Source organism: Staphylococcus sp. HMSC057A08, assembly GCF_001812925.1.
Taxonomy (GTDB): domain Bacteria; phylum Bacillota; class Bacilli; order Staphylococcales; family Staphylococcaceae; genus Staphylococcus; species Staphylococcus hominis.
Map to the genome: position 1 here is coordinate 207,574 of NZ_KV810857.1, position 19,352 is coordinate 226,925.

A 19,352-nucleotide genomic window follows, 5' to 3' on the forward strand; every position below is an offset into this window, starting at 1 on the left:
TTTGATATATAATTAATATTTTTATATAATAAAGTGTAAAAATAAAAGTGCGATATAATATTTCTTGATAGTAAGATAACTTTACTAAATATAAAATAAGTAGAATTGTTCTTCAAAATAAATAGCAATGTTTGTGAGGTGCAATATTCAATTGAAAGAAACTAAAAAAATAAGTGTTTTTTATGAAAAAGCAAAACCATATCTACTGACTATTCTATACTTAGCAATTTTTATAGCTTTGTATCTTATATATGGTTCAGGCGATACACATAATAACTTTATATATAACGAATTCTAGTAAGGAGTCAAAGGATGACAGATATTATAAATTTAATTAATGATATTGGACAAAAAAATCCAGATCGAGTAGCTATTAGACATAAATCAGATGAGTTAACGTATCGTCAACTTATAGAAGAATCTAGTAAGCTAGCACATTATTTGCAAGATACAAATAAACCATTAATCATCTATGGTCATATGTCACCATATATGGTAGTTGGAATGATAGGAGCAATCAAAGCAGGATGTGGCTATGTCCCAATTGATACGTCAGTTCCAATAGAACGTGTAGAAATGATTATGAATAAAGTAGATCCAACCTTTATTTTAAATACAACTGATTCAAGTGTGAATCAACCAAGGAAAGAACTTACAATCGAAGATATTAAACATTCTGATTATCCTATTGTTTTTGATAGTCAAATGGATAAAACAGATGTTGTTTATACTATATTCACTTCTGGTTCTACAGGTGAGCCTAAAGGTGTGCAAATTGAGTATGCGAGTTTAATAGAGTTTGCAGAATGGATGGTCTCATTAAATGAAACAGATAATCATCAGGAGTGGTTGAACCAAGCACCATTTTCATTTGATTTATCTGTAATGGCAATTTATCCATGTTTAACATCTGGTGGAACACTTAACTTAGTAGATAAAGATATGATAAAAAAACCGAAGTTATTAAATGAAATGCTTGTTCAAACGCCAATTAATGCTTGGGTATCAACACCATCATTTATAGAAATGTGTTTATTACTTCCTAACCTTAATGAAAAAGATTATCCAAGTTTAAATCATTTCTTCTTTTGTGGAGAAATTTTACCGCATAGAACAGCTAAAGCACTTGTTGATAGATATCCAAATGCAATTGTTTATAACACATATGGACCAACGGAAGCGACAGTTGCAGTTACTGGTGTAAAAATCACACCCGAGATTTTAGAACGTTATAATCCACTTCCAGTAGGTGTAGCAAGACCGAATACTACACTATCAACAACTGATGAAGGTGAACTTGTTATTAAAGGAACAAGTGTGAGTTTAGGATATCTAAAAAACAAAGAAAAAACTGAAGCAGTATTTAAGTTTGATAATGGCGTTCGCATTTATCACACGGGTGATAAAGCTATTGAAAAAGATGGTTATTGGTTTATCCAAGGACGTATCGATTTTCAAATAAAGTTAAACGGTTATCGCATGGAACTAGAAGAAATTGAAACACAACTAAGACACTCAAAATACGTTAGAGAAACTGTTGTTGTGCCAATTTATAAAAATGGAAAAGTTGTTTATCTTGTAGGTGCTATTGTACCTACTAAAAAAGTTGATAATGACTTAGAGATGACTAGAAACATTAAAAATGAATTGAAATCTCGCTTACCTGAATATATGATTCCGAGAAAATTCGTTTGGATGAAACAACTTCCATTAACATCAAATGGAAAACTTGATCGTAAACAAGTTGCAGAGGATATCGACGCATGATTCCTTATGGCACGTTTACCTTCTTCTTAGTCGCATTTATCGTTCTTTTACCAGTCATCATACTCGGATTTTTAGGTAAGCGAAGCTATGTATACAATGGGATAAGTACAGTGATTATGATTGTGATTATTTTCTCTTCAGATACATACAATTTATTTGGACAGAAATATTTAAGTGTTCAATTAATCAGTTTTGTAATTTATTTAATATGGCAAGTGCTATTAATCATGTGGTATTACAAATCACGACAAAAAAATAATACTTTTATTAAATTTTTAATTGTTATGATTTTATCTATTTTACCTTTAGCACTTGTTAAAATATTACAAAGTTCATGGTTAGGTGGACATCAAATACATTTCCATGAACATAAGTTAATTGAATTTGTCGGATTCTTAGGAATCTCATATGTTACTTTTAAAAGTGTACAACTTATAATGGAAATTAGAGATGGTTCTATTAAAGAAATTAAAGTGGGGAAATTGATTCAATTTATTTCATTCTTTCCAACAGTATCTTCAGGACCCATCGACCGTTATAAACGTTTTGTCAAAGACGATAAAAAAATACCAACTGGTGAGCAATACAGAGGTATGGTAGTTAAAGCGATTCATATGATTATGATGGGCTTCTTATATAAATATATTATTGCTCATTTAATTAATGTATATGCAATTATGCCATTATTAATGCATTTACATGGTTTTACTCATAAATGGTTATATATGTATGCCTATAGCTTTTACTTATTTTTTGACTTTGCAGGTTATAGTTTATTTGCAATAGCAGTGAGTTATCTATATGGCATTAATACACCACCAAACTTTAAACAGCCGTTTAAAGCACGTAACATTAAAGATTTCTGGAATAGATGGCATATGTCATTATCATTCTGGTTTAGAGACTGTGTTTATATGAGAACATTGTTCTATATGTCTCGTAAAAAAATAATGAAGAATCAATTTGCAATGTCAAATTTTGCCTTCTTCTTAAATTTCTTTATTATGGGTGTATGGCACGGATTAGAAGTATTTTATATTGTATATGGTATTTATCACGGTTTAATGTTTATCGGATATGGATATTATGAACGCTGGAGAAAGAAACATCCACCTCGCTTTCAAAATGGTTTTGCTACAGCATTAAGTGTTATTATCACATTCCATTTTGTAGCATTTGGCTTCTTAATATTCTCAGGAAAATTAATTTAAAGGGAGAAATAAATGATGGAATTTAGAGAACAAGTTTTAGATGTATTAGCTGATGTAGCAGAAAATGACGTAGTTAAAGAAAACCCAGATGTTGAGATTTTTGAAGAAGGAATTATTGATTCATTTCAAACAGTTGGATTATTATTAGAAATTCAAAATAGATTAGGAATTGAAGTATCAATTATGGATTTTGATCGCGATGAATGGGCAACTCCTAATAAAATTGTTGAAGCTTTAGAAGAATTACGATGAAATTCAAACCATTTTTACCAATTCTTATTAGTGGAATCATATTTTTAGCTTTTGTATTAATGCCTGCGAGTTGGTTTACTGGTCTCGTTAACAATAAGACACTTGCTGATAATAGAACGTCACTAACTGATCAAGTACTTAAAGGTACGCTCATTCAAAATCAATTATTTAGTAATGATAAATATTATCCACTTTATGGTTCAAGTGAGTTAAATAAACGTGACCCGTTTAATCCTGCGATAGCAATGCATCATCGAAAAAATACAAAGCCTGTATTCTTAGTTGGTACGGGTGGTAATACAGATTTAATTAATGCTATTGAATTAGCGGGTCAATATGATCAACTTAAAGGTAAAAAGATGACATTTATCATTTCACCACAATGGTTTAGTACACATGGCGTTAATGATATGGATATGGCTGCACGTACGACACCAAATCAAATCAATCAGATATTTCAACAAAAGGATATGCCTTCAGAGTTAAAACAACGCTATGCTAAACGATTATTAAAATTTAGAAGTGTTCCTAATAAGGAATATTTAAAAGAATTAGTAAAAGATCCAAGCAACCCAAAAGGTCGTTATATTTCTAAATTTAAAGAAAGTCAACTTCTTAAAATTGAGGCAATAAAAACATACTTTTCATTAGATAAATCACCATTAACTCATGTGCACTCACTTACATCACCCAATGATTCTTGGAAAAACATGAGTAATAAAGCAGTGCAACTTGGTGAAAAACGTTCTACTTCTAATGGTTATGGTATCCGTAACGAATATTGGAAAAAACTAATGCATAAAAAACCAATGAATCGTCGCCAATATGAATTTAAAATGAATTCACCAGAGTTTAAGGATTTATCTTTACTAGTAGATACAATGCATCAAGCAGGTGCTGATGTACAATATGTTATTCTTCCAGTAAATGGTAAATGGTACGATCATTTAGGTATTCACCGTTCAACACGTGAACCTGTCTATAAAAAAATACATAAAACTGTTGTCGGACATGGTGGCAAAGTGTATGATATGTCAAATAAAGACTATGAAAAATATGTATTAAGTGATGTAGTACATGTAGGTTGGAAAGGTTGGGTATACATGGATCGTCAAATTGAAAAACATATGAACGATTATCAAGCTCATTCTAAATAGTAAATGAAAAAAGACACCCTATTCTGATTAAATACTGAATGTAGGGTGTCTTTAATTTATATCGTTAGAAAACTTGTTCTACTTCTATAACGCCTGGTACTTCTTCGTGTAAAGCACGTTCTATACCTGCTTTTAATGTAATAGTTGAGCTTGGGCATGTTCCACACGCACCATGTAATTGTAATTTTACGATGCCATCTTCTACATCGACTAATGTACAATCTCCTCCGTCACGTAATAAAAACGGACGTAAACGTTCAATAACTTCGGCTACTTGATCAAACATTGTTGCATTCTCAGTAGGCATGAGATATGTCTCCTTTCAAGTAAAATACTTCATAAACTTATTATTAATTTATTATAATAGATAAAGAAAGAAAAATCTATAAAACTAAACGGGGGATTAATATATGACAAAAGTAAGTGTTGTTGTTTACGGTGCGGATGTAGTGTGTGCTAGTTGTGTCAATGCACCAACTTCTAAAAATACGTATGAGTGGCTAAAACCATTATTAGAAAGAAAATATCCTAATATTCATTTCGAATATACATATATCGATTTTCAAAAAGAAACTGAAAATTTAAGTGATCATGATCAACAATATATTGAGCAAATTGAAAATGATGAGTTGTTTTACCCGCTTATTACAATGAACGATGAATATGTGGCTGACGGTTATATTCAGTCAAAAAAAGTGACTCATTTTATAGATCAATATATTATAAATAATTAATGCAAAGTGGAGTATTCGATTTTTTATAAAAATGAGGGGAAGCTTGAGATGATGAATTGAAATTAAATTCTGTCCCGCTTCCCAGTTGTATTTATCCATTATGATATTTATATAGCCATAAAACACCTGATTTTAATATATGCGCTAAACGTCCTGTAACTGTACGATCCATAATATAGGCAAACCCTTTTTTCTCTCCTAGAGAACCTAAGAAACCTTGAACTTTTAATTCAGGCATTTTTTCAGGAAGTGGTTCATGATTCCATTGTTTTTTTAGTACATCGGCAATTTGATCCCCCTGTACTTCTGCTAATTGAGCACTTGGCGCATGTGGTAAAGCTGCGCAATCTCCAACTACATAAACATTTTTATAAGTCGGTACTTGATGATATTGATTAACGATAACGCGACCACTTTTATTAGTATCAATAGGCAGTTTCCTTACAATTTCAACGGGTTGAATACCTGCTGTCCATACTACAATATCAACAGGTTCTGGTGTACCATTATTATAAATTGTTCCTTGCTCAACTTTATCAATCAATGAATTAGGAACCACGTTTACATTATTTTCGCGGAACCACTTCGCAATATAATTACTTAATTTTTCTGGAAAATTTCTTAATATACGAGGTCCACGATCATATAAAATAATTTCTAAATCTGTGCGACTTTCACGTAGTTCACTTGCTAATTCAATACCACTCAAGCCAGCTCCTACAATTCCAACACGCGCTCCTTTAGGTAGCTCGCTAATACTATGAAACGTTTCACGGGCTTTAGAAAGCGTTTGAATACTATGAGTGTATTCTTTAGCTCCTAGAACATTATGATATTTATCTTCACAACCTAGTCCGATAATCAACTCATTATAATCTACTTTAGTTTGTGCTACCGAAACAATTTGGTTATCTAAGTCAATATTACTTATTTCTCCATAAATTGTATTTACACGATGTGAATTAGGAAAATTCATTCGCACATCACTATCAGATTTTGTGCCTGCAGCGAGTGCATAGAATTCAGGTTTTAAACCATGAAACGGCATTCGATCTATAAGAGTTAATGTGTATTCTTGAGGAAGAACATCTGGAAGAATGCGCGACATAATACGCATATTACCATATCCTCCACCAAGTAGAACTAAATTTTTCATATTATGTTACCCCTTTACATTAAAATCAATTGGCTATGTATTATGAATGTCAGACCTTTATAATTTCAGATTGTATAAATAAAGTATAGGTTCAATATTAAGTGATTCAGCCTATTTTAACGCTTATTTTTCATTTATTGTCCCCTAACAAATAAATGAAAGATTAATATAATTTTATTATATATGTTTTTAATAATAACGACAAATGAATGTAAAATGTTATTGCAAAATACAAATAGTTAAAAACCATAGCAATGCAACATATAAAGAGATTTGTTATAATAATGTAATTAAATTAAAAAGAAGGTGAAGTATGTTTCCATTAGTCGAATTCTGTATATCGAATATGGCCAAAGGCGGAGACTACGTTTACGATAAACTTGAAAGTGATCCTGAAGTAGATGTGTTAGAATATGGATGTCTCAATAATTGTGGTTTATGTTCTTCTGGGTTATATGCATTGGTAGATGGAGAAGTCGTAGAAGGGGATACACCTGAAGATTTGTTAAACAATATTTATAAACACATAGAAGAAAATGATTTTACAAACTTATTATAGGAGTGATTAGAAATGCCAACAGTAACACTTACTGAAGCAGCAGCTTATGAAGTAAAAGACATGTTGAAAAGTAATCATATGGAAAACGGTTATTTAAAAATTAAAGTGAATGGTGGCGGATGTACAGGTTTAACATATGGTATGTCTGCAGAAGAAGCTCCAGGATCAAATGATGAAGTATTAGAATATTATGGATTAAAAGTTTTAGTAGATAAAGATGATGCTCCCGTACTGAATGGCACTAAAATTGATTTTAAACAATCACTAATGGGTGGTGGGTTCCAAATCGACAATCCAAATGCAATTGCATCATGCGGATGCGGCAGTTCTTTTAGAACAGCAAAAGTAGCTGGACATCCTGAAAATTGTTAAGTTTCATATTCTTAAGTTAATACAATATAGTAATAATAAATTTAAATAATCGTTCTGTTGTTGCTTGAAAATATAATATAAAAACTATAAAATTGGAAGTGGATTAAATTTTGTCTTTTTTGTGAATAAATGTTTACAAAATGGATATAAAAGTGTTGACTAAGACTATAAATGGGGATGAACAAATAGGTTAAGTTCAAAGTTTTTCGAAACAATTAGTATTTTTACAATACTATTGTATTATAAAAATGCTATGTTTCAACATGTTCTGAAACTTGTAGCCTTTATCTACATTTAAGAAAAAATACGAAAGCTTAGGTGAATGAAATGGCACAAAATCGTAAAAAAGTACTTGTATTAGGCGCAGGATATGCAGGTTTACAAGCAGTTACTAAATTACAAAAAGAAATATCTGCAAATGAAGCAGAAATCACTTTAGTTAACAAAAACAAATATCATTATGAAGCAACTTGGTTACACGAAGCGTCAGCTGGTACGTTAAATTATGAAGATTTAATTTATCCAATTGAAAGTGTAATTGACAAAAATAAAGTCAACTTCATTAATGCAGAAGTAACTAAAATTGATAGAAATGCTAAAAAAGTAGAAACTACTCACGGTATTTTTGAATATGATATTTTAGTTGTTGCTTTAGGATTTGAAAGTGAAACATTCGGTATTAACGGAATGAAAGAACATGCATTCCAAATTGAAAATATTCATACTGCTCGCGAATTATCTCGTCATATTGAAGATAAATTTGCTAACTACGCTGCATCAAAAGAGAAAGATGAAAATGATTTAGCAATTTTAATAGGTGGCGCTGGATTTACAGGTATTGAATTCTTAGGTGAATTAACAGATAGAATTCCTGAATTATGTAATAAATATGGCGTAGATCAAAATAAAGTTAGAATTACATGTGTTGAAGCTATGCCTAAAATTTTACCAATGTTCTCAGAAAATCTTGTAAATTATGTAGTAAATTATTTAGAAGAACGTGGCGTTGAATTTAAAATTGGTACGCCAATCGTTGCTTGTAATGAAAAAGGTTTCAAAGTCAAAACAAATGATCAAGAACAACAACTTGAAGCCAATACTGCAGTGTGGGCTGCTGGAGTTCGCGGTAGTCAACTTATGGAAGAATCATTCGAAGGTGTAAAACGTGGTCGTATCGTAACTAAACAAGATTTAACAATCGATGGTCATGATGATATCTTCGTTATTGGTGATGTTTCTGCGTTTATCCCAGCAGGTGAGGAACGTCCATTACCAACAACTGCTCAAATTGCTATGCAACAAGGTGCGCATGTTGCTAAAAATATTGAAAATATCTTAAATGGCCAAGCTACAACTGATTTCGAATATATTGATCGTGGTACAGTTTGTTCTTTAGGTTCACATGATGGTGTAGGTCATGTGTTTGGTAGAGACATTACTGGTAAAAAAGCTGCGTTCATGAAAAAAGTGATTGATACACGTGCTGTATTCAAAATGGGTGGCGTTGGCTTAGCATTTAAAAAAGGTAAATTCTAAGTTAATAAATTAAATATTTAATCATTAAGGAGTGAGACAGAAATCTGTGAAGCAAAATAGATTTCAATATCTCACTCCTTTATTTTAAAGGAGAGTTATATGATACATTTTAATTATGATTCGAATAAAATGACCGACGTTATTATTCTAGGAGTACCCGATCATCTTAATCAAATTGGAAAGATCACGTATCAAAATAGTGACCTTACACAAACTATTGAAAATGACCGACATCGTCATATTGTAAGTAGTCAATTAGGAAAAACATCTTCGACTATTTTATACATAAATAATGAACCTAAACGTTTAATTACGGTTGGACTAGGAAATTTGAAAACATTATCTTATGCTTCATTTTTAAAAGTGTTTGGTACACTTTTTCAATATCTAAAAAAAGAACGTGTTACAGAAGCCAATGTTCTTTTTGAGACATTTAATTCAAAACAAATTGACAAAACAAGTATTGCAGAGATTTTTGGATTACAAAGTAGACAATCGATTTATGAATTTAACAACTATAAATCTAACAAATCCACACCATATCAACTGGAATTATATATAGAATCATCTAATAGTGATGAGGATATAAAAAATATAAAAGCAGGATATTTAATTGGTGAATCGGTGAATATAGCACGTGACTTTAGTAATATGCCTCCCAATATACTTACTCCAGAATACTTTGCAAATAAAGTAGCACATCACTTTAAATCGTCTTCTGTTTCAGTAGATATTAAAAATAATGACACATTGTTATCAGAAGGTTTTGGTTTACTACATGCTGTAGGTAAAGGATCCACTCACTCTCCTGTTGTTATTACTTTAACGTATCATGGAACAGATAAAAATGAAGCGCCTATTGCATTAGTTGGGAAAGGGATTACATATGATTCTGGTGGTTATAGCATCAAATCTAAAATGGGGATGCAAACAATGAAATTTGATATGTGTGGTGCTGCTAATGTTGTAGGAATGATTGATGCTGCGTCTAAATTATCTTTACCAGTAAATATTGTAGGTGTCATTGTCTCTGCAGAAAATATGATTAGTCAACAGGCTATGAAACCAGATGATGTATATACTGCCTTAAATGGTGAAACAGTAGAAGTTTTAAATAGCGATGCTGAAGGTCGTTTAGTTTTAGGAGACGGCGTATTTTATGCAAATCAATTTCAACCACGTTTAATATGTGATTTTGCTACTCTTACAGGTGCTGCTATAGCGGCATTAGGAGAAGATAAGGCGGCTTTATTTAGTTCGAATGCAGATGAAGATATGAAACACATTTTAGAAAGTGCTAGAGAAGTTGATGAATTCGCTTTTGAATTGCCTATTACTCAAACTGAACAACAATTGATTCGTAATACAGATGTCGCTGATTTAGTGAATCATACAAATGGACAAGGTAAAGCCTTATTTGCTGCAGCTTTCGTTACGCATTTTAGTGGGCAAACGCCACATATTCATTTTGATATTGCAGGTCCTGCGACGATTAATAAAGATAACTATAAAGGTCCTAAAGGTCCGACAGGAAGCATGATAATGACCATAGTGAATTGGTTACGACAATCAAAATAGAATAGATATTAGAAATGAATATACATTCATTTTGAGACAAAATAGATAAATGTCTGAGGTAAATTGATACCTTAGACGTTTATTTTTTTAAAACATTTTTAAAATACTATTATATTAGGCGTTGACAACCGCCTGACTACTTGATATTATTAATCACATAATTATACACTTTAGTTCGGTAGAGTAATAAAGGATGTGAGTATAATGTTTAATGCTGTAGTTATTGCTGTAATATTAATGATTATATTATGTCTCTTAAGGCTGAATGTTATCATTAGTTTATTTATTAGTTCACTTGTAGGTGGTCTAATATCTGGCATGAGTTTAAACAAAGTAATTAGTGTATTCGGTAAAAATATTGTAGATGGTTCGGAAGTGGCATTAAGTTACGCTTTATTAGGGGGCTTTGCAGCACTGATATCGTATAGTGGCATCACAGATTATTTAGTAAATAAAATTATTCGTGCGATTCATACTGAGAATAGTCGCTTATCAAGGATTAAAGTAAAAGTGATTATTATTTTAGTATTACTAGCAATGAGTATTATGAGTCAGAACTTAATTCCAGTACATATTGCATTTATACCAATTGTAATTCCACCATTACTTAGTCTATTTAACGATCTGAAAATTGATAGACGATTAATTGGTTTAGTTATAGGATTTGGTTTATGTTGGCCATATGTTTTACTACCTTATGGCTTTGGACAGATTTTCCACCAAATTATACAAAGCGGATTTCAAAAAGCGCATCATCCTATCGAATTTAATATGATTTGGAAAGCAATGTTAATTCCTTCACTTGGTTATATTGTCGGTTTAGTTATTGGATTGTTTGTTTATCGTAAACCACGTGAATATAAGCAAGAGAGATTGAAAGATAATGGAGAAGAAGTAGCAGAAATTCGGCCATATGTATTAGTTATTACGATTGTTGCTATTTTCGCTACTTTCTTAGTTCAAACATTTACGGATTCAATGATTTTTGGAGCATTAGCAGGAGTGCTGATATTCTTTATTTCTGGTATTTATAAATGGAATGAATTAGATAGCCAATTTGTAGAAGGAATAAAAATAATGTCATTTATTGGTGTCGTTATTTTATCAGCTAACGGTTTTGCCGGTGTCATGAATGCTACTGGTGATATTGAAAAATTAGTTTCTAGTTTAACTGAGATTACAAATGGACATAAGTTAATTACTATTATTGCAATGTATATTGTCGGCCTTATTGTTACGTTAGGCATTGGATCATCTTTTGCTACGATTCCAATTATTGCAGCTTTATTTATACCACTAGGTTCATCTCTTGGTTTAGATAATATGGCATTAATTGCTTTAGTAGGAACAGCTGCTGCACTTGGAGATTCTGGTTCACCAGCAAGTGATTCAACACTTGGACCCACAGCAGGTCTTAATGTAGATGGTCAACATGATCACATTAGAGATACATGTATACCTAACTTCCTTTTCTATAATGTTCCATTGATGATTTTTGGTACAATAGCTGCAATGGTATTATAGAAAAAAAGAGGTGACAACATGTCTAATTTACTTGAAACATTTGATATGAAAATCGAAACAGTAGATGAGGGAATAGTTGTAATTTCTATGCCAGTCACTGATAAGGTTAAACAACCCTTTGGCTATCTACATGGTGGTGCAAGTATTGCATTAGGTGAAACAGCTTGTTCATTAGGCGCTGCTCATTTAATTGATACGAAACACTTTATCCCATTAGGTTTAGAAATGAATGCCAATCATATTCACTCAGTAAAAGAGGGACGCGTGATTGCTACCGCTTCTATTATTCATAAAGGTCATATGACACAAGTATGGAATATTGAAATTAAAAGTGAGCAAGATAAATTAATTAGTATCATGAGAGGTACAATAGGGATTAAACCATTAAAATAACAAATTATAAAATACTAGCCCGTAGAAAATATTCATCTACGGGCTAGTATTTTATATTTATGATACTTCTCTATGGTGATCTATTCTTTGAAATACGCTATAAATTCTTTGAGCTGCTTCTTTACCTCCCATGATATTTCTAGCAAATGGACCAAGTTCTAAATCAGCTAGTCCACCAGCAACAAATAAATGAGGTAACCATTCTAATTCATGTGGGATGTTTGGAAATCCACAAGATAGGAGGGGGGCGTTAGCATTTTGAATTAGAGATTGTATCATGGGTTGCTGCAAAATTGAAGACTTAAGTCCAGTTGCTAAAAGAATGTAATCATATGGGATATTTAAATTTTCAGTAACAATTTGATGCGATTTTAAGTCCTTAATCTCTTCTTTATGGATGATAAGTCTTTTATTTTGAACATATTTCTTTAAGCGTAAATATAACTCGCGAGGCATTGAACCTTTATGTCTTTCTTTTAACACTGTTTGAAGTTTCTCTTCATGTGAAGAATGATTTAAAAAGGCCTTCATTTTTTTAGGACCTAGCCAACCAGGATCGGCATCAAAATGTTGAATATCTATATTTTTTATTCATCCATAAATGAACGATTTTATTTTTATCTAATTTTAAAAGCTTTAATGTTAAATGAGCAACTGAAATACCACTTCCAATGACATGAGATGATTGTGAAAATAATTGAGAATTAAAATGGTCACTAAATATATGACATACATCTTTAGCTTGAGTAAATGCGGAAGGGATAAAAGGCTCATTATGACATCCTTGTGCTAAAACAACACAATCAGTTTGAATGACAGAATGATGACTTGTTGTAATACTCCATTTTCTTTGTTTTTTTTTAATGCGTTGAATATAACTTTGAATATGACATTGATTTAGATGATAGTTATGTATTTGAGCATATGTGTGATCCATAAACATCTCTGTTTGAGGTCTTTGATAACGACCAAAAGTTGGATTAATATACTGATTCATTTTTGCAAATTTTTTTAAATGAAATGGGTCAGGATGAATATGATGTACAATAGGTGAACGTAAGTAAGACATATCAATTCTATTTGTGTATTTATGAAATTGTTCGCATAAAGAATCATGAGAATCGATAATTGTAAGATTTTGGATGGATATTCTTGCTTCACGTAACTTAATTGCTATAGTGGTTCCTTGTATACCGCCACCAATAATAGTCCAATGCGTAATAAAACTCCTTCAAAACGTAATTATTACGATTTATAATAACATAAAACTATCTTTTTCAAAACAAAAAATCGAAGCACTTTAAGAAAGTACCTCGATTTTTATCAAATTATATTTTTTTATTATTAAATTCATCTTTAAGTTCATCAATTTTTGTATCTTTAGTATAAGGCGTTTTATTATTATATGATGCTTTCATCATTAAATGACTAGAAAGAGGGCCAGTAATTAAAATGAAAATAATGCCGAATATCAGTTGCATATTGGCGTATCCTTCTGTTCCAATAAAATATAAAAACGTTCCAAATAATAAAAATATAGCACCTAATGTTGCAGATTTACCTGCAGCATGACCGCGTGAATAGACATCTTTTAAACGAATAATACCAATAGCAGTAATTGCACTGATCAATGCACCTAAGATAATGAAAATGATGGCTAAACTAATGACGATTTTTGCTATCACGTTCAATCACCTTACCTTTATCTATAAATTTAGAGAATACTGCTGTACCTAAGAAAGCTAAAATACCAATAAGTAAAATAACTACAAGTAAGTATTGTGAGCCGATAAACACACTATATAATGCAACACACGCCATCAATTGTAAGCCAATAGCGTCTAATGCAAGGACGCGATCAGGTAAAGTGGGACCTTTAATAATACGAATAAACATTGCTAGCATCGATAATACTACGACAATTAAAGCAATAATAATAATTGTTTTTACCATTAAGCTTCGCCCACCTCTCTCACTACTTTTTCAAGTGATGATTTAATACTTTCAACTTCTTCTTCTTTCGTACTAAAATCAATTGAGTGAATGTATATTTTAGTTCTATCATCACTAATACCTAAAACGACAGTTCCTGGTGTTAAAGTGATTAAATTAGATAATAAAACAATTTGCCAATCATGTTTTAAATCTGTGTGATAAATAAAGAAGCCAGGTTGATTTTTAAGTCTTGGCTGTAACACAATTTTGGATACATCAATATTGGCTTTCATTAATTCTATAAAAAAGACAACAATCAATTTAATGACTTTATAAACTCTTTTTAAATAAAAACTACCAGGCAATACTTTTTTAAATAAGTAAACAAGCCCAATTCCTATTAAAAATCCTAGTAAAAAGTTATTAAATGTATAACTGCCACTTAAAAACATCCATATAATAGCTAATATAATATTTAACACAAATTGAAGAGCCATTAGTATCTACCTCCTAATACACTTTTAATATAAACATTAGGATCATAGAAAGATTTAGCAGCTTCTGATATAAATGGATAAAGTGCATCAGCAGATAAACCAAATAGTACAGTAATGACAACGGCAATTACTGAAACGATTGTAGCTTGTTTTACATTTACTTTGTTATTCATTTTATATCCCTTAGGTTCACCAAAGAAACCATGTAGGAAAATACGAATCACAGAATAGAGTACGATTAAACTTGAAAGTAATACGATAATTGCACTGATATAAAATCCTTTTTCAAAAGCGGCTTTTACAATAAAGTATTTTCCATAAAATCCACTAAATGGGGGAATACCAGCCAAGCTTAAAGCTGCAATAAAGAAAGACCAACCAAGTATAGGATATGTCTTAATTAAACCACCGAATGACTTAAGATTTGATGTTTTGGTAATTTGATACATGACACCAATAATTAAGAAAAGTGCACTCTTAACTAACATATCGTGAATGGTATAATATATAGCACCTATAATTCCTAATTTACTCATCATAGCAACACCAACGAGTATGACACCTACTGCAATCATAATATTATATAAAATAATTTTTTTAATATCATAATAAGCAATGGCACCGATGGATCCAAATATAATCGTTAATAGTGCTAAGAACAAAATAGTATAGTGAGAAAAACTCATTGTGTTATGGAAGAAAAGACTAAGTGTTCTTAAAATAGCATAGACGCCAACTTTAGTTAATAAAGCACCGAAGAATGCAATGATAGCAAAAGGTGGCGCATAATATGATCCAGGTAACCAAACATATAATGGAAAGACACCAGCTTTAGTTGCAAACACAAAGATGAACAAAATAAAGACAATACTTAATAATCCTTGATGTGAATGAGATAATTCATTAAGTTTTACGCTAATGTCAGCCATATTTAAAGTGCCGACAATTGAATATAAGATACCAACAGCAATAACGAAAAATGTCGATGTTACAACATTAATCAGTAAATATTTTACTGTTTCTTGAAGTTGAATACGTGTACCACCTAATACAAGCAATGCATAAGATGACATTAAAAAGACTTCAAAGAATACGAAAAGGTTAAAAATATCTCCAGTAGTGAAAGCACCAATAATACCCACTAACATAAAGACAATTGAAAAATGAAAATAATAACGCTCTCTATCGATTCCGGCAGTTGAAAAAGAATAGATCGTAATGAGCAGAGTAATGATAATACTCGTTACAATCAACATTGCCCCTAACGTATCTAATAAAAAGATAATACCATATGGGGCTGGCCAAGAACCTAATTCTACTTTAAGAGGACCAAATTTACTAACATTAATTAAATTAACCATCGCTACAATCAAAGTTAAAACTAAACCTATCAATGTAACCGCACGCTTTAATGGATAGTGTTGTCCTAAAAAGATAAGAATAATAGCGGTAATAATTGGTATAACTAATGTAAGAACAACCATATTAGTTGCTATCATCACTAGGCACTCCTTTCATTTGTTCTATGTTGTCTGTGCCTAATTCTTTGTACGTTCTAAAAGCTAAGACTAAGAAAAAAGCAGTAGTTGCAAATGCAATAACAATTGCAGTAAGTATTAATGCATGAGGGATTGGATCTACATAGTGATGAATATCTTTTTCATATATTGGCATTTCACCATGTTTCAATCCTCCCATAGTAATTAAAAATAAATTTGATGCATGTGTAATCAGCGTAGTTCCCATAATAATACGTATTAAACTTTTAGATAAAACGAGATAGACACTGATTGATGTAAGTATGCCACATACAATAATCATAATAATTTCCACTATTCGTTCTCTCCAATCGTTATAATAATAGTCATTACTGTACCAATTACTGCACACATAACGCCAAAGTCGAAGAACATTGGTGTATTCATATGAACAGGGTGTAGAAGTGGTAATGGAATATTAAATTCTGTATGTGTAAAGAAATTTTTTCCGTAAAACCAACTTGCTATAGGCGTACTTACACAGAATAATAAACCAATACCAATTAAGATTTTAAAATCCCAAGGAAAGATTTTACGCATTGTTTTTATATCAAATGCAATCATAATAATGGTTAAAGCGGTTGATAGAAGCAATCCACCAACAAATCCTCCACCTGGTGTGTAATGTCCTGCTAAAAATAAAGTAATACCAAAAAGAGCAATTAAGAAAGCAATAATTACAGCTGAATACTGAAACATTAAATTGTTATTTTGTCTATTCATTGCTTTCCACCTCACTTGTTTTGTTACGTTTACTTCGTAATTTAATCATCGTGTAAACTGCAAGACCTGCAATACCTAATACAGAAGATTCAAATAAGGTATCCATTCCACGGAAGTCTACGAGAATAACGTTAACCATATTTTTACCATGTGCTAAGTCATAAACATGTGCCTTGTAATACTCTCCGATAGAAGAAAAATGTCTATTACCATAAGCGATAAGACCTAACATTGTCACTGCCAAACCAACACCAATAGAGATGATAGCATTCGTTAATTTAAATGATGTTTTTTCATTATAGCGATTTAAGTTAGGCAAGTGATAGAAACATAATAGAAATAGACCCGTTGAGATAGACTCAACAACAAATTGTGTTAAAGCTAAATCAGGTGCCTTAAAGAAAACAAATAAAACCGATACTGCATAGCCAACAACACTAAGCATAATAATACTAAATAAACGAGATGTTGCTGTAACAACTAAGAACGCTGAGATAGTAAGTATTATGATAATAATCATTTCATAGATGTGAATTGTATTTATATTTTTAAAATTAAAGCTAAACGGTACACTCACTAATGTGATGAGTGTTAACACAATTAATGTACCAAAAATAAAGACTAAACTGTCACGTACATACCCATTAACATAATAATTAGTTAGAGAAGCGGAATGATTTGGTAACCATTTGCCAGTAGTATCATACCAATAATTTAATTTTAAGTTGTCTGGTTGTGCTTTTAATAAACGAATCCAGTAATTGAACGTAAATAATAAGATAATACCTACAATCCAAATCGTTAAAGTAGAGATGAACGCAGGAGTAATACCATGGAACATATGGAATTCTGCATGTATGGTTGATATTCCACTTATGGCTTTAGTAGCTGGTTCGATTATAGAATGTGTTAATAGTCCAGGGAATAGTCCAAAAACAACAACTAGCGTTGCTAGAATTGCTGGTGAAATTAACATTAATAATGATGCTTCATGTGCTTTTTTAGGTAATAAATCAGAATGATATTTACCAAAGAATACATGTAGTACGAATTTAATTGAATATACAAATGTAAATATACTACCTACAATCGCTAAAATTGGAAAAATAATACCTAGAGTATTTAAACTAAATAGAGGTGCGTGTGTAGCTTCTATCATAGCCTCTAAGAATTTTTCTTTTGATAAGAAACCATTAAATGGTGGCACACCTGCCATACTTAATGCTGTAATTACAGTAAGAGTAAAAGAAATTGGCATGATAGTAAGTAAACCGCCCAGTTTTTTTACATCACGTGTGCCTGTCACATGATCAATGGCACCTGTAATCATAAATAATGCGCCTTTAAAGGTAGCATGGTTAATTAAGTGGAAAGCAGCTGCTGTAAAACCAGCGATATATAATTGACTTTCACTACCTTCAAAATGATAACTTATAGCTCCAATACCTAGCATAGACATAATCATTCCCAATTGTGAAACTGTAGAAAACGCTAGAATACCTTTCAAATCTTGTTGTTTCGTTGCATTTAATGAAGCCCAAAATAGTGTGATTAAGCCTACTAAAGTAATAGTCCATATCCATCCTTCTGATACCGCGAATAATGGGGTTAAACGTGCAACAAGATATAACCCTGCTTTAACCATCGTGGCTGAATGTAAATATGCACTGACAGGAGTAGGTGCCTCCATTGCATCAGGTAACCAAATGTAAAATGGCACTTGTGCAGATTTTGTGAAAGCTGCTAACATAATTAAAACCATTGCAAGTGTAAAGAAAGAACTGTCTTGTATTTGAGATACATGATGGATTAAATAATGTAGACTTAATGATTGTCCTGCAAGTGAAATTAAGATTAATCCGCCAAGTAAACTAAGTCCTCCAAATACAGTAATAATCAGTGACTTTTGTGCTCCATATATAGAAACTTTCTTTTCTCTCCAAAAAGAAATGAGTAAAAAACTTGAGAATGAAGTTAATTCCCAGAATAGATATAAGATAATGACGTTATCTGAGAGTACGACGCCTAACATTGCACCCATAAACAGTAATAAATAACAGTAAAAATTCCCTAATCGTTCAGATTTATCTAAATAACCGATTGAATAAAGAACTACTAAACTTCCAATGCCAGTTATAAGCAAACTAAAGAGTATACTTAAGCCATCAAGATAAATATCAAAATTCATACCAATATGTGGCATCCAATTGAAAGTTTTTATTACTGTATTACCTGACTGAGTAGTTGAAATATAAGTTAAAAAATAAATAAATAAGACAACAGGAACAGGTAATACAAACCATCCTAAATGAATCTTTTTAAAGAAACGATAAAGGATTGGAATAATGAGTGCGAATATTAACGGTAAAAGTACCGCAATATGTATCAAACTCACTATATTTTCCTCCTTCAAAAATTGT

The 19,352-nt window shown here is 31.4% G+C and carries 21 protein-coding genes and 1 pseudogene; 12 read left to right on the forward strand and 10 right to left on the reverse strand.

From position 1 onward, the window contains the following. Positions 1–127: 127 nt before the first annotated feature. Genes HMPREF2881_RS11520 through dltD form a run of 5 tightly spaced genes read left to right on the forward strand, consistent with a single transcriptional unit; the run spans position 128 to position 4,387 of the window. Positions 128–298, forward strand: coding sequence for a teichoic acid D-Ala incorporation-associated protein DltX (locus HMPREF2881_RS11520; RefSeq protein WP_227944882.1), 171 nt, complete (start codon positions 128–130; stop codon positions 296–298). 14 nt (positions 299–312) lie between these two features. Next, on the forward strand, positions 313–1,767 hold the full coding sequence (gene dltA / locus HMPREF2881_RS08270) for a D-alanine--poly(phosphoribitol) ligase subunit DltA (protein WP_002448128.1): 1,455 nt from the start codon (positions 313–315) through the stop codon (positions 1,765–1,767). After that, complete coding sequence (gene dltB, locus HMPREF2881_RS08275) at positions 1,764–2,978, forward strand: D-alanyl-lipoteichoic acid biosynthesis protein DltB (protein WP_002448037.1); 1,215 nt, start codon at positions 1,764–1,766, stop codon at positions 2,976–2,978. Before dltA ends, dltB begins: the two co-directional genes overlap by 4 nt. Positions 2,979–2,993: 15 nt before the next feature. After that, positions 2,994–3,230, forward strand: a complete 237-nt coding sequence (gene dltC / locus HMPREF2881_RS08280) for a D-alanine--poly(phosphoribitol) ligase subunit 2 (protein WP_002448193.1) — start codon at positions 2,994–2,996, stop codon at positions 3,228–3,230. Further along, complete coding sequence (gene dltD / locus HMPREF2881_RS08285) at positions 3,227–4,387, forward strand: D-alanyl-lipoteichoic acid biosynthesis protein DltD (RefSeq protein WP_002448173.1); 1,161 nt, start codon at positions 3,227–3,229, stop codon at positions 4,385–4,387. The genes dltC and dltD overlap by 4 nt, the downstream gene beginning before the upstream one ends. 64 nt (positions 4,388–4,451) lie before the next feature. On the opposite strand, the gene HMPREF2881_RS08290 is transcribed toward dltD, so the two are convergent. Beyond that, positions 4,452–4,694, reverse strand: coding sequence for a NifU family protein (locus HMPREF2881_RS08290; RefSeq protein ID WP_002433501.1), 243 nt, complete (start codon positions 4,692–4,694; stop codon positions 4,452–4,454). A 103-nt stretch (positions 4,695–4,797) separates the two neighbouring features. Between HMPREF2881_RS08290 and HMPREF2881_RS08295 the strand changes: the two genes are divergently transcribed. After that, positions 4,798–5,121, forward strand: a complete 324-nt coding sequence (locus tag HMPREF2881_RS08295; protein WP_002448149.1) for a YuzD family protein — start codon at positions 4,798–4,800, stop codon at positions 5,119–5,121. Between the two features lie 91 nt (positions 5,122–5,212). On the opposite strand, the gene HMPREF2881_RS08300 is transcribed toward HMPREF2881_RS08295, so the two are convergent. Then, entirely contained in the window at positions 5,213–6,277 is a 1,065-nt protein-coding gene (locus HMPREF2881_RS08300) for an NAD(P)/FAD-dependent oxidoreductase (protein WP_002448053.1), read from the reverse strand. Positions 6,278–6,590: 313 nt separating this feature from the next. Here HMPREF2881_RS08300 and HMPREF2881_RS08305 point away from each other — a divergent pair, with 313 nt between their 5' ends. The 6 genes from HMPREF2881_RS08305 to HMPREF2881_RS08330 all read left to right on the forward strand — a co-directional run bounded on the left by HMPREF2881_RS08305 (position 6,591) and on the right by HMPREF2881_RS08330 (position 12,239). Further along, the gene (locus tag HMPREF2881_RS08305) at positions 6,591–6,836 is read left to right on the forward strand and encodes a YuzB family protein (protein WP_002448156.1); all 246 of its coding nucleotides are present in this window, start codon (positions 6,591–6,593) and stop codon (positions 6,834–6,836) included. A gap of 12 nt (positions 6,837–6,848) precedes the next feature. Next, positions 6,849–7,208 carry a HesB/IscA family protein gene (locus tag HMPREF2881_RS08310; protein ID WP_002448110.1) on the forward strand — a complete coding sequence of 120 codons (360 nt, stop codon included), beginning with the start codon at positions 6,849–6,851 and terminating at the stop codon, positions 7,206–7,208. A 327-nt stretch (positions 7,209–7,535) separates the two neighbouring features. After that, the gene (locus tag HMPREF2881_RS08315; protein ID WP_002448214.1) at positions 7,536–8,744 is read left to right on the forward strand and encodes an NAD(P)/FAD-dependent oxidoreductase; all 1,209 of its coding nucleotides are present in this window, start codon (positions 7,536–7,538) and stop codon (positions 8,742–8,744) included. A 99-nt stretch (positions 8,745–8,843) separates the two neighbouring features. Continuing rightward, positions 8,844–10,322 carry a M17 family metallopeptidase gene (locus HMPREF2881_RS08320; protein ID WP_002488324.1) on the forward strand — a complete coding sequence of 493 codons (1,479 nt, stop codon included), beginning with the start codon at positions 8,844–8,846 and terminating at the stop codon, positions 10,320–10,322. Between the two features lie 204 nt (positions 10,323–10,526). Then, on the forward strand, positions 10,527–11,846 hold the full coding sequence (locus HMPREF2881_RS08325) for a Na+/H+ antiporter family protein (RefSeq protein WP_002455553.1): 1,320 nt from the start codon (positions 10,527–10,529) through the stop codon (positions 11,844–11,846). Positions 11,847–11,864: 18 nt separating this feature from the next. Then, positions 11,865–12,239 (forward strand): PaaI family thioesterase, encoded by a 375-nt coding sequence (locus HMPREF2881_RS08330; RefSeq protein WP_002488329.1) that lies wholly within the window; start codon positions 11,865–11,867, stop codon positions 12,237–12,239. A gap of 57 nt (positions 12,240–12,296) precedes the next feature. On the opposite strand, the pseudogene HMPREF2881_RS08335 reads toward HMPREF2881_RS08330, so the two are convergent. From HMPREF2881_RS08335 to HMPREF2881_RS08370, 8 genes and pseudogenes are all read right to left on the reverse strand, one after another. Continuing rightward, a pseudogene (locus HMPREF2881_RS08335) lies at positions 12,297–13,461 on the reverse strand (NAD(P)-binding domain-containing protein). A gap of 106 nt (positions 13,462–13,567) precedes the next feature. Beyond that, a complete protein-coding gene (locus HMPREF2881_RS08340; RefSeq protein ID WP_002448137.1) occupies positions 13,568–13,924 on the reverse strand; it encodes a Na+/H+ antiporter subunit G1 in 357 nt (118 codons plus the stop codon). Beyond that, positions 13,902–14,192, reverse strand: coding sequence for a Na(+)/H(+) antiporter subunit F1 (locus tag HMPREF2881_RS08345; RefSeq protein ID WP_002448178.1), 291 nt, complete (start codon positions 14,190–14,192; stop codon positions 13,902–13,904). The genes HMPREF2881_RS08340 and HMPREF2881_RS08345 overlap by 23 nt, the downstream gene beginning before the upstream one ends. Further along, complete coding sequence (locus tag HMPREF2881_RS08350; protein ID WP_002448220.1) at positions 14,192–14,671, reverse strand: Na+/H+ antiporter subunit E; 480 nt, start codon at positions 14,669–14,671, stop codon at positions 14,192–14,194. Before HMPREF2881_RS08350 ends, HMPREF2881_RS08345 begins: the two co-directional genes overlap by 1 nt. Further along, positions 14,671–16,170 carry a Na+/H+ antiporter subunit D gene (locus tag HMPREF2881_RS08355; protein ID WP_002488362.1) on the reverse strand — a complete coding sequence of 500 codons (1,500 nt, stop codon included), beginning with the start codon at positions 16,168–16,170 and terminating at the stop codon, positions 14,671–14,673. The genes HMPREF2881_RS08350 and HMPREF2881_RS08355 overlap by 1 nt, the downstream gene beginning before the upstream one ends. Then, a complete protein-coding gene (gene mnhC1 / locus HMPREF2881_RS08360) occupies positions 16,157–16,504 on the reverse strand; it encodes a Na+/H+ antiporter Mnh1 subunit C (protein ID WP_002448250.1) in 348 nt (115 codons plus the stop codon). Before mnhC1 ends, HMPREF2881_RS08355 begins: the two co-directional genes overlap by 14 nt. Beyond that, positions 16,504–16,932 carry a Na(+)/H(+) antiporter subunit B gene (locus HMPREF2881_RS08365; RefSeq protein WP_002448028.1) on the reverse strand — a complete coding sequence of 143 codons (429 nt, stop codon included), beginning with the start codon at positions 16,930–16,932 and terminating at the stop codon, positions 16,504–16,506. The genes mnhC1 and HMPREF2881_RS08365 overlap by 1 nt, the downstream gene beginning before the upstream one ends. Further along, a complete protein-coding gene (locus HMPREF2881_RS08370) occupies positions 16,925–19,327 on the reverse strand; it encodes a Na+/H+ antiporter subunit A (protein ID WP_002488381.1) in 2,403 nt (800 codons plus the stop codon). The genes HMPREF2881_RS08365 and HMPREF2881_RS08370 overlap by 8 nt, the downstream gene beginning before the upstream one ends. Positions 19,328–19,352: the final 25 nt, after the last annotated feature.

Coding starts and splice junctions, on each gene's coding strand:
- HMPREF2881_RS08365 (WP_002448028.1), bottom strand. CDS start 16,932: ATGAATAGACAAAATAACAATTTAATGTTTCAGTATTCAGCTGTAATT.
- HMPREF2881_RS11520 (WP_227944882.1), top strand. CDS start 128: ATGTTTGTGAGGTGCAATATTCAATTGAAAGAAACTAAAAAAATAAGT.
- dltC (WP_002448193.1), top strand. CDS start 2,994: ATGGAATTTAGAGAACAAGTTTTAGATGTATTAGCTGATGTAGCAGAA.
- dltB (WP_002448037.1), top strand. CDS start 1,764: ATGATTCCTTATGGCACGTTTACCTTCTTCTTAGTCGCATTTATCGTT.
- dltD (WP_002448173.1), top strand. CDS start 3,227: ATGAAATTCAAACCATTTTTACCAATTCTTATTAGTGGAATCATATTT.
- HMPREF2881_RS08295 (WP_002448149.1), top strand. CDS start 4,798: ATGACAAAAGTAAGTGTTGTTGTTTACGGTGCGGATGTAGTGTGTGCT.
- HMPREF2881_RS08350 (WP_002448220.1), bottom strand. CDS start 14,671: ATGGCTCTTCAATTTGTGTTAAATATTATATTAGCTATTATATGGATG.
- HMPREF2881_RS08305 (WP_002448156.1), top strand. CDS start 6,591: ATGTTTCCATTAGTCGAATTCTGTATATCGAATATGGCCAAAGGCGGA.
- dltA (WP_002448128.1), top strand. CDS start 313: ATGACAGATATTATAAATTTAATTAATGATATTGGACAAAAAAATCCA.
- HMPREF2881_RS08290 (WP_002433501.1), bottom strand. CDS start 4,694: ATGCCTACTGAGAATGCAACAATGTTTGATCAAGTAGCCGAAGTTATT.
- HMPREF2881_RS08345 (WP_002448178.1), bottom strand. CDS start 14,192: ATGGTAAAAACAATTATTATTATTGCTTTAATTGTCGTAGTATTATCG.
- HMPREF2881_RS08320 (WP_002488324.1), top strand. CDS start 8,844: ATGATACATTTTAATTATGATTCGAATAAAATGACCGACGTTATTATT.
- HMPREF2881_RS08355 (WP_002488362.1), bottom strand. CDS start 16,170: ATGATAGCAACTAATATGGTTGTTCTTACATTAGTTATACCAATTATT.
- HMPREF2881_RS08330 (WP_002488329.1), top strand. CDS start 11,865: ATGTCTAATTTACTTGAAACATTTGATATGAAAATCGAAACAGTAGAT.
- HMPREF2881_RS08300 (WP_002448053.1), bottom strand. CDS start 6,277: ATGAAAAATTTAGTTCTACTTGGTGGAGGATATGGTAATATGCGTATT.
- HMPREF2881_RS08325 (WP_002455553.1), top strand. CDS start 10,527: ATGTTTAATGCTGTAGTTATTGCTGTAATATTAATGATTATATTATGT.
- HMPREF2881_RS08310 (WP_002448110.1), top strand. CDS start 6,849: ATGCCAACAGTAACACTTACTGAAGCAGCAGCTTATGAAGTAAAAGAC.
- HMPREF2881_RS08315 (WP_002448214.1), top strand. CDS start 7,536: ATGGCACAAAATCGTAAAAAAGTACTTGTATTAGGCGCAGGATATGCA.